This window comes from Gluconacetobacter dulcium, from assembly GCF_014174165.1.
GTDB lineage: Bacteria > Pseudomonadota > Alphaproteobacteria > Acetobacterales > Acetobacteraceae > Gluconacetobacter > Gluconacetobacter dulcium.
In genome coordinates, this window is sequence record NZ_JABEQN010000019.1 from 90,457 (window position 1) to 96,614 (window position 6,158).

The 6,158-nt window shown below is 68.7% G+C and carries 5 protein-coding genes; all 5 read left to right on the forward strand.

Annotated elements, in window-relative coordinates; genetic code table 11:
- Positions 1-70 precede the first annotated feature (70 nt).
- Genes HLH25_RS14820 through HLH25_RS14840 form a run of 5 tightly spaced genes read left to right on the forward strand, consistent with a single transcriptional unit; the run spans position 71 to position 6,049 of the window.
- Entirely contained in the window at positions 71-1,537 is a 1,467-nt protein-coding gene (locus tag HLH25_RS14820; RefSeq protein ID WP_182974801.1) for a SidA/IucD/PvdA family monooxygenase, read from the forward strand.
- Positions 1,538-1,593: 56 nt separating this feature from the next.
- Entirely contained in the window at positions 1,594-1,794 is a 201-nt protein-coding gene (locus HLH25_RS14825; RefSeq protein ID WP_182974814.1) for a DUF4089 domain-containing protein, read from the forward strand.
- Positions 1,791-3,161: an AtzE family amidohydrolase gene (locus HLH25_RS14830; protein ID WP_182974802.1), complete on the forward strand. Its 1,371-nt coding sequence runs from the start codon at positions 1,791-1,793 to the stop codon at positions 3,159-3,161. Before HLH25_RS14825 ends, HLH25_RS14830 begins: the two co-directional genes overlap by 4 nt.
- Positions 3,162-3,164: 3 nt before the next feature.
- Entirely contained in the window at positions 3,165-4,757 is a 1,593-nt protein-coding gene (locus tag HLH25_RS14835) for a gamma-glutamyltransferase family protein (RefSeq protein WP_182974803.1), read from the forward strand.
- Positions 4,751-6,049, forward strand: coding sequence for an allantoate amidohydrolase (locus HLH25_RS14840; RefSeq protein ID WP_182974804.1), 1,299 nt, complete (start codon positions 4,751-4,753; stop codon positions 6,047-6,049). The genes HLH25_RS14835 and HLH25_RS14840 overlap by 7 nt, the downstream gene beginning before the upstream one ends.
- Positions 6,050-6,158 lie beyond the last annotated feature (109 nt).

Below are 6,158 nucleotides of genomic sequence, written 5' to 3' on the forward strand. Positions count from 1 at the left end.
TGTCGGGGGACACGGACCCGCGCCGTCGGTCCATGGACCTGTCCGACCAGGGAAGAGCAAGGAGGCGTGGATGGCTGCCGATCACGATAATCGTTCAACGGGAGAAACGCCGGAAGAACGCCTTGCGGCGCTCGATGCCCAGGTCAGGCGGGATCTGGCCGTTATCGACTATCCGCGCCATGACTGGACGCCGCGCCTGACGCGCGATGGCGAGCCGGTGCTGGATGTCGCCATCGTCGGCGCGGGCCAGGGTGGGCTGGCCACGGCTTTTGCGCTGAAGCGCGGCAATATCAGCAATGTCCGGATTTTCGACCGGGCATCGCGCGGCGGCGAGGGGCCGTGGATCACCTTCGCCCGCATGATCACGTTGCGGACGCCGAAATATGTCACCGGCCCGGATCTGGGGATTCCGGACCTGACGCCGCGCGCCTGGTATGAAGCGCGGTATGGCGCCGAGGCGTGGGAGAATCTGGACAAGATCCCGCGTGGGGACTGGCAGTCCTATCTGGACTGGTATCGCGCCGTGCTGGACCTGCCGGTGGAGAACGACCGCACGTTTACGCATGTGGCGTGGGAAGACGGGCTGCTGCGCCTGACCTTTGTGGACGCTGAGGGACGGGAGTTTCGGCATCTGGCGCGCAAGCTGGTGCTGGCGACCGGGATCGACGGTGGCGGGCGGTGGCATGTGCCGGATTTTATCCGCGAGGCCCTGCCGCGCGAACGCTATGCGCATACGTCCGAGCCCATTGATTTCGCCGCCCTGCGCGGCAAGCGGATCGGCGTGCTGGGGGCGGGGGCGTCGGCCTTCGACAATGCCGCGACGGCGCTGGAGGAAGGGGCCGCCTCGGTCGCGCTGTGTCTGCGCCGGCGGGTCATTCCCTCGGTGAATCCTTATCGCTGGATGGAGAATGCCGGGTTCCTGGCCCATTTCTCCGCGCTGTCCGATACGCTGCGCTGGCGGTTCATGCGGCATATCTACGAACTGAACCAGCCGCCGCCGCAGGATACGTTCTGGCGCTGCCGTCGGCACCCGACTTTCAGCTACCATACCGGCTGTGGCTGGACCGGGGCGCGGATGGAGGGCGATGACATCGTCGTGCGGACGCCCGATGGCGAGATGCGATTCGATTTCGTGATCATCGGCACCGGCTTTGCCGTCGATATGGCATTGCGGCCGGAGACCGCGTCCTTCGCCGGGTCGGTGGCGCTGTGGCGCGATCGCTTTACCCCGCCGGAGGGCGAGGACAGTGCCGTGCTGGCGGCGCACCCTTATCTGGGCGAGTCCTACCAGTTTCTGCCGCGCGACGCGGCCGATCCGCTGGCACCGATGCTGGCGAACATCCATAATTTCACCTTCAGCGCGACGCCCAGCATGGGGCTGTCGGGGGCGTCGATCAGCGGCATGCGCTTTGGCGTGGAGCGGCTGGCGCGGGGGCTGGGGCGGGATCTGTTCGTGGCCGATGGGGCCTGGCACCTTGAGCAGTTGCTGAATTATGTCACGCCGGAACTGGTCAGCCTCGACCCTCCGGATGCATGATCCCGCGTGATTCTGCCGGCGTGGCGGCGCGGCAGGCAACGGGAGGGGACAAGCCCATGAGCGAACAGGATGGTGACAGCTTCGTGCCGGAGGAGGCGATCGTCATCGCCACCGCGCGCGATATCGGCCTGAGCATCGACGGATCATGCCTGCCGGGCGTGGTGGCCAACCGGGCGCTGCTGCGGCGCTATGCCGATCTGGTCCATGGGTTTGCCCTGCCGGATACGTGTGAACCGGCATACGAATACCGTCCATGAGCACGCCCGCCATGAGTGATCCGTTCGACGTGCTGGCCATTGCCGCCGATATCCGCCAGGGGCGCCGCAGCGCCGTTTCCGTGATGACGGAAACGATCGCCGCGATTCAGGTCCGTGACACATCCATCAACAGCGTGACCCGTATTTTCGGGCCGCGCGCGGTGGGCGAGGCCGAGCGGATCGACCGCCGCCTTGCCGCCGGCGACGATCCGGGGCCGCTGGCGGGCGTGCCGTTCGGGGTGAAGGATCTGTTCGACGTGGCCGGGGAGGTGACGACGGCGGGGTCGGTGGTGTTGCGGGAATCGCCGCCGGCGGCGCATGACGCCACCGTGGTCGCGCGCCTGCGCGCGGCGGGCGCGATTCCGGTCGCCAGCCTGAACATGGACGAATTCGCCTACGGATTCGCCACCGACAATGCCCATTACGGCATCACCCGCAATCCGCATGACACGGCGCGGCTGGCCGGTGGGTCGTCGGGTGGTTCGGCGGCCGCCGTGGCGGCGGGGCTGCTGCCGCTGACGCTGGGGTCGGACACCAACGGTTCGATTCGCGTGCCGGCGTCGCTGTGCGGCGTGTGGGGGCTGAAACCCACGCTTGGCAGCGTGCCGCGCGAGGGGGCCTATCCCTTTTCCGCCAGTCTGGACGTGGTGGGGCCGTTTGCCGGGACGCTGGATGGGCTGCGTGTGGCGTACGAAGTCATGGCCGGCGGACCGATGCCCGAACTGCCGGCGGCATCGGACCTGCGGGTTGCGAAGCTGGGCGGGTGGTTCGGCACCAATCTGTCGGACGCGCTGGTCGGTGCGATCGACGCGGTGGCGGCGCATCTGGGCGGGCTGGAGACGGTGGAACTGCCCGAGGTGGCGCGGGCGCGCGCCGCGTCGTTCCTGATTACGGCGGCCGAGGGCGGGACGCTGCATCTGCCGCGCCTGCGCAGGCATGCGCTGCGCTATGACCCCGCGACCCGTGACCGGCTGATTGCCGGGGCGCTGCTGCCCTCGGCCACGCTGGTGCAGGCGCATCGGTTCCGTGGCTGGTTCCGCGAGCAGGTCCATGCGCTGTTCCGTTCGGCGGATGTGCTGATTGCCCCGGCGACGGTGGGCGAGGCGCCGTCGGTCGATCAGCCGACCATCGTGGTGGATGGGCAGGTCGTCTCGGCGCGGGCCAATCTGGGCCTCTATACGCAGCCGCTGAGTCTGGCGGGCGTGCCGATTCTCAGCGCGCCGCTGCTGGGCACCGGTGGCCTGCCGCTGGGGATGCAATTGATTGCGGCGCCGGGGCGGGAAGCCGCATTGTTTGCCCTGGCCGGCGCGCTGGCGCGGGCGGGGCTGGTCGGCAGGGTGCCGCTTCCGGCAGTGAAGGGACGTTAGGCCATGCTGAATACTCCCCGTTCCCTGCGTGGGATGGTGACATCCCCTCATCATCTGGCCAGCCAGGCCGGCCTGGACGTGCTGCGCGACGGCGGCACGGCGATCGAGGCGGTGGTGGCGACGGCGGCGGCGCTGGCCGTTGTCTATCCGCACATGACCGGCATCGGCGGCGATGCCTTCTGGCTGGTGATGTGGCCCGATGGCCGGACCGAGACGATCGATGCCTGCGGGGCCGCCGCGCGGCGTGCCGATCTGGCATTCTATCGGGCTGCCGGGTGCGATACGATTCCGTGGCGCGGGCCGCTGGCGGCCAATACGGTGGCCGGCACGGTGTCCGGATGGGATCTCGCGCTGGAGTGGAGCCATGCGATGCAGCCTGGGCTGGGCCTGCATCGGCTGCTGCGGGATGCGATCTATTATGCCGAGCAGGGCGTGCCGATTACCGAGGGGGGCGCCGCGCTGACCGCCGCCAAGATGGGCGAACTGGCGGCCATTCCCGGTTTCCGGCAGTTTTTCCTGCCGGGCGGACATGCGCCCCAGGCGGGCGATATCCTGCATAACCAGGCCCTGGCGCACACATTGCGCCGGTTGGCGGGGGACGGGCTGGACTCCTTTTATCGCGGTGCGTTGGCGCGGGATCTGGCCGAGGATCTGCGCCAGTTGGGCAGCCCGCTGGATCTGGCGGACCTGAACACGCACCATGCGCAGGCGCGGCCGCCGCTGCATGTCGATATCGCGGGGGCGCGGCTGTTCAACATGGCGCCGCCGACCCAGGGTGTTGCGTCGTTGCTGATCCTGGCGCTGTTCGACCGGCTGCGGGCCGAAGAGGTCGACGGGTTCGATTATTTCCACGGGCTGGTCGAAGCGACGAAACAGGCCTTTCGGTATCGCGATACGCATGTGGGCGATCCGGCCTTCATGTCTGTGGCGGCGCAGGAGGTGCTGGACGACGCCATGGCGCTGGATCGCATGGCGTTGGATATCGATCCTGAAATTGCGGCGCCGTGGCCGCATCCGCCGCAGATGGGCGATACGGTGTGGATGGGCGCGGTGGATGCCGATGGTGTTGCCGTCAGCATGATCCAGAGCGTGTATTTCGAATATGGCTCGGGCGTGGTTCTGCCGCGCAGCGGGATCGTCTGGCAGAATCGCGGGGCCAGTTTCCAGTTGGCCGAGACGGGGTGGAATGCGCTGCGTCCGGGGCGCAAGCCGTTCCATACGCTCAATCCGGCCGGTGCGCGCTTCGCCGATGGGCGCACCATGGTCTATGGCACCATGGGCGGCGAGGGGCAGCCCCAGACGCAGGCGGCGGTCTTTACCCGCTATGCCCGCTATGGCGTGCCTTTGCAGCAGGCGGTGACGGCGCCGCGCTGGCTGCTGGGGCGGACCTGGGGCGAGACCAGCACCAGCCTGAAATATGAGGACCGGTTCGCACCCGAGGTGATCGCGCGGATGGCGGCGGCGGGGCATATATTGGAGCCCATGCCGGCCTTTACCGCGACGATGGGACATGCCGGGGCGCTGGTGCTGCATCCGTCGGGCCTGATCGAAGGGGCGACCGATCCGCGCAGCGACGGGATGGTGGCGGCATGGTGAAGATGCCTGCGCGCGAGACGGCGTCTGGCCTGCGCGCGGTCGCGCGGTGTGACGATCTGGGCGTCGCGCCTTATTCGGATTCCGACGATCATCTGTTCCGCCCCTATCTGGGGGCGGGGCATGCGGCGACGCTGGACCGGATCGCGGCCTGGATGACCGAAGCGGGGATGACCGCGCGGGTCGATGCCGCCGGCAATATCGTCGGCCGCTATGAAGGCCGGCACCCCGATGCGCCGGCGCTGGTGATCGGCTCGCATGTCGACAGCGTGCGTGACGGCGGGCGCTATGACGGCATGCTGGGCGTGATGCTGGGGATCGAGACGGTGGCGTGGTTTGCCGAGCGCGGACGCCGCTTTGCCTTTGCGATCGAGGTGATCGGCTTCGGAGACGAGGAGGGGTCGCGCTTTCCGGTCTCGATGTTGACCACGCGCGCCGTGGCCGGGGTGCTGGGGGATCAGGATCTGGCGCTGGTCGATGCGGCGGGCGTGGGGCTGGCCGAGGCGCTGGATGGTTTCGGCCTCGACGTGACGCGCTTTGTCGATGCGGCGCGGGAACGCGAGGACGTTCTGGCCTATGTCGAGGCGCATATCGAACAGGGGCCGGTGCTGGAGGCCGAAGGCCATGCGCTGGGCGTCGTCAGCGCCATTGCCGCCCAATATCGCTTTCGCGCCGTGGTGACGGGGGTCGCGGGGCATGCCGGCACCATGGCGATGCGCCTGCGCCATGACGCGCTGGCCGCCGCCGCCGAGATGGTGCTGGCGGTGGAGCGGATCGGCGGTGCCGGGCCTGAAGACCTGGTGGCGACGGTCGGGCGGATGGAGGTCGGGCCGGGTGTGCCGAACGTGGTGCCGGGTGCCGTCACTTTCAGCATCGATATTCGGGCTGGCGTGGACGGGGTACGCGACCGTGCGGCCGAGGCCATTCAGGCGGTGCTGCCGGAGATTGCCGCGCGGCGCGGCGTGGGGCTGGAGCTGACGCTTCAGCAGGATCTGCCGGCGACGCCGTGCGACAGCGGACTGAGCGCCCTGATGGCCGATGCGGTCAGTGCGGTCACGGGGGCCGCGCCGCGCGTGCTGGTGAGCGGTGCCGGGCATGATGCGATGGTGATGGCGCGGCTGGCGCCGGTTTCGATGGTGTTTCTGCGCTGTCGCGGTGGGATCAGCCACAACCCCGCCGAGGCGGTCGAGGTTGAGGACGTGCAGGTGGCGCTTGAGGCGATGACGGCCTTCGTCAGCCGGTTCGAACAGACGGGAGCGGGCGCCGGAGCGGCGCTGACGCAGGAGGAAAGATAGGGTGTTCGGACAGATTGACCCGCCGCATCGGCTGCTGATGGGGCCTGGCCCGGTGAATGTGCATCCGCGCGTATTGCGTGCGATGTCGGCGGACATGCTGGGGCAGTTC